The following is a 3,494-nucleotide window of genomic DNA, read 5'->3' as shown; positions in this document are numbered from 1 at the left end:
TTTTAGGTGAAAATCATTATCAGATAGTTTTAAAATCCCGTTAGATATCGTTGCTGGTTCTGTCAATACAGTCTTCAATATTCCTTTTTTGAAAATCTGCAACTGATTTTGGATGTTTTCCAATGGAGTTCCGTGTTCGTAAATCTGCACAAAATCAAGTGAAGAAAATTTCATTTTTTTAGCTTTTTCCAAATCATTTACAATGGAGATTGCTTTATTTAAACGTAAATCTTTATCTCCAGAAAGCGTGATAAAGGGTTTGTTATTATCGATTAACGTCTGTTTAAAAACCGCAAAAACGGCATCTCTGCCTTCGGGTTTGTCTCTTAAATCATCTTTTTTCCAGGGAACATCAATGTCAGTTAGAAAGAACAAATCGTATTCGTGTTCACGAGCAGCTTTGTCCAATTCTGGTTCGCAAAAATTGTAATATATTTCCGAAAATACTTTAGTCACCAATAAATTAGTGTCGCAAAAAAGAAATTTATTTGCCTTAGAAAGATTTTCGTTTTCTAACTTGGTTTGACCATAAGCAATGGGAATCATATCGTCAACATCACAAATTTGCTTGGTTTTGTCCCATTTTTCTTGAAGATAATCGCGTGCAAATTCAGGAACCCAAGCCGTTTTAAAATGTTCGGCGAGTTGTATTGCCAATGTGGTTTTTCCAGTAGATTCCGGCCCAAAAAGAGCTATTTTTATTATTTCTGAACTTCCAGATTTTGGGAGTTGTTTAAGATTTTCTTCCATTCTAAATAAGCTGAAATAGCTAAAATTGTAAAAATTAGATACTGCAAAGATAACATTCCTAGTCCGCGATAAGCATATAATGGGGTGACAATTAAATCGCCCAAAATCCAAAGCGTCCAGTTTTCAATTTTTTTCTTGGCCATATACCACATTCCTGTAAAAAATATTCCCGAAGCAAAAATATCAATATAATTGTCTTTCTTTATTTCATAATCGAAAAAATTATATATCCCGAAAACTACAAAAACGGTGACGAAAAACAATGCGATTCCTATTATTTTTTCTCGATTATTTGTTCTCGTTATTAGAAGATTGTCCGTTTCGTTTCCTTTCCTCGCCCAGTTGTACCAACCATAAATACTCATTATAGTAAAATATCCATTAATCATCATATCGCCAAGATAACCCGCAATGTAAAGCAAATAGGTTGTGATTATCGTGGCAATCAAGCCTGTTGGATACACCAAAATATTTTCTTTTTTGGCAAACCAAACGCTCAAAATTCCAAATACAAAGGCGACAAATTCTAATACAATTTGGATTGTTGAAGCGTCTTTATATGCGTTGAGAAAAAATTCTATCATATTTTTATTTATTGAAAAAATCAACATCCTTTTCAAAAGCAGTTCCAATGACAACCAAATCGGCGCCAGAATCGTAGGCTTTTTGAATTCCCTGCAAATCTATAATTCCTCCTCCAACAATTAACGGAATTTCGATATTTTGAGAAACTTTTTTAATCATTTCTATTGGAACGGCTTGTTTGGCGCCACTTCCCGCTTCGAGATAAATGAGTTTGTTACCCAACATTTCGCCTGCTTGAGCGGTTTGTAAGATGTATTCTGGATTATTTCTGTCTAAAGGTTTAGTTTTAGTAACACGTTCCACAGCGGTTTCGGTTCCGCTTTCTATTAAAATATATCCTGTGGAAATGACTTCGAGATTGGTTTGTTGCAAAATTGGAACCGCATTTACTTGGTGTTCGATTAAATAATCTGGATTTCTGCCCGATATTAAAGACAGGAACAAAATGGCATCGGCTTTGTCTGAAATTTGCGAAGGATTTCCGGGGAAAAGGACAATGGGCAAATTACATTCTTCTTTAATTTTTGAAATTAATTCGTCTAAAATATTTGTTTCGACAAGGCTTCCGCCAATGAAAATGTGGGTTGCAGGCGATTGGTTTATTTTTTCGATTAGAATGTCTGCATTATCCAAATCGATTTTATCAGGATCGAGTAGGATGGCTAGCAATTTCTCGTTTTCTGTTTTTGATTTTAGAATGTTGTTGTAAATGTTTGTCATTTTTTTAGCCACAGATTAAACGGATTTTACAGATTTTTACGAATTTTTTTTACCGCAGATTCGCAGATTTTTTTCTTCTATTTTTGATAAAATCGGCAAATCTGCGGTTATCTTTTTTAATTCTCAAAGGCATAAACCAAAGTGAACCCTTCAAACTCTTCAAAGTAAATGGGGAATTGTTGTTTTATCTTTTCCATTTCAAGAAATGCAGTTGTTTTTTTGTCTTCGATTTCAAATAAATTAACTTGAATATGGTCTTTGAAACTAATTCCTGGTTCATTTCGGATTTTGAAAATGGCTTCTTTTACACCCCATTTTACGGTGAGTTTACGGATGTAATCTTGAGTATCAAAACTTTTTAATCGATGTAATTCTTTTTTATTTACAAACTTATCAGCAATGCGAATGATTTTCTCTCGCTGAAGTTCGATGTCGATTCCAACGGGTTCATCACTTATGATAATGGCTGAAAAATGATGAGAATGCGTTATTGAAATGTGTTTTCCATCGTGTAAATAAGGTTTTCCGAATTCGTCATAATGCAAATCGAAATCATTGAAACCGGCTTCTTGCAATAACATTCGCACGCTCAAAAAAGCACGTTGATGGATTTCAGACTTCATTCGGTTTAAACGAAGCTGGGTTTTTTCTTTCAGAATTACATTGCCCAATAATTCCTCTAGGGATTCGGTTATTTTCCAAATGAGGATTTGTGTTGTGGTTCCGACACTTCGGGAGAAATTTATGGTTTTAAATAATGGCATAGTAGATTTTAAAACTTCAACCAGATTTCTAACGGAAGTTGTTATTGTTCAAGTTCAGTTCTAATATGCTTTAGAACTCCTTGAAGCCATTTGACAATTTTTTCTTCATCATCAATTTTATGTATATGACTTTCGTCATTTTGCCAATTTCCATTCATTGCAAAATGTATTTTATCTACATCAAATAATTTTTGTTTTTCATCCTTAAGTAAAGAAATAAAGCCATTATCTTCAAATTTATTTGAATATTCTATAAACGTGTTTTCAATAGAAAGATTAGAAGTAAAATGCCAATGAGGTTGAGAATGTTTTTCCTCGTAATTGTTGTAATCATCCCATTCTGCTCTAAATAATTGATATTTCTTATCGTCTGAATCCTCTCCTTTAAAAACAGACAAAGAAATATAAGTGTCTATTTGTATAAATACTTTATTACCGTTTTTTTTGTTTATGAATATAAATTTTATCTCTAAAAAAAGCCAAAAATCATCAAACCAGTTTAGTACTTTAACTGTTTCAAAAGGCAATTCATACCTGTTTAATGCGTTGAAATCTCCGTTAATCCTATATCTTTCAATATGGTGATGTCCAGGAATGGATTTTAAAGCGAAATGATTATAAAATAAATTTTTACAATCTTTATTTATTAAATCAATTAATTTTTTGGGTTCTATC

General features: G+C 32.6%; 5 protein-coding genes. All 5 read right to left on the bottom strand.

Going from position 1 to position 3,494, the window contains the following annotated elements:
* On the bottom strand, window positions 1–750 hold a 750-nt coding region (locus tag PHC28_RS17100), incomplete at its 3' end, for an ATP-binding protein (RefSeq protein WP_300103418.1).
* Window positions 702–1,334: a nicotinamide riboside transporter PnuC gene (gene pnuC / locus PHC28_RS17095; RefSeq protein ID WP_300103416.1), complete on the bottom strand. Its 633-nt coding sequence runs from the start codon at window positions 1,332–1,334 to the stop codon at window positions 702–704. The genes pnuC and PHC28_RS17100, both read right to left, overlap by 49 nt.
* A gap of 4 nt (window positions 1,335–1,338) precedes the next feature.
* Window positions 1,339–2,055, bottom strand: coding sequence for a geranylgeranylglyceryl/heptaprenylglyceryl phosphate synthase (locus PHC28_RS17090; RefSeq protein WP_300103414.1), 717 nt, complete (start codon window positions 2,053–2,055; stop codon window positions 1,339–1,341).
* Window positions 2,056–2,171: 116 nt separating this feature from the next.
* On the bottom strand, window positions 2,172–2,819 hold the full coding sequence (locus tag PHC28_RS17085; protein ID WP_300103412.1) for a 4'-phosphopantetheinyl transferase superfamily protein: 648 nt from the start codon (window positions 2,817–2,819) through the stop codon (window positions 2,172–2,174).
* Window positions 2,820–2,860: 41 nt separating this feature from the next.
* A partial coding sequence (locus PHC28_RS17080; RefSeq protein WP_300103410.1) for a hypothetical protein occupies window positions 2,861–3,494 on the bottom strand: 634 nt, incomplete at its 5' end.

Source organism: Flavobacterium sp., from assembly GCF_028712645.1.
Taxonomy (GTDB): Bacteria; Bacteroidota; Bacteroidia; order Flavobacteriales; family Flavobacteriaceae; genus Flavobacterium.
This window is presented reverse-complemented; position numbering and strand designations above follow the sequence as displayed.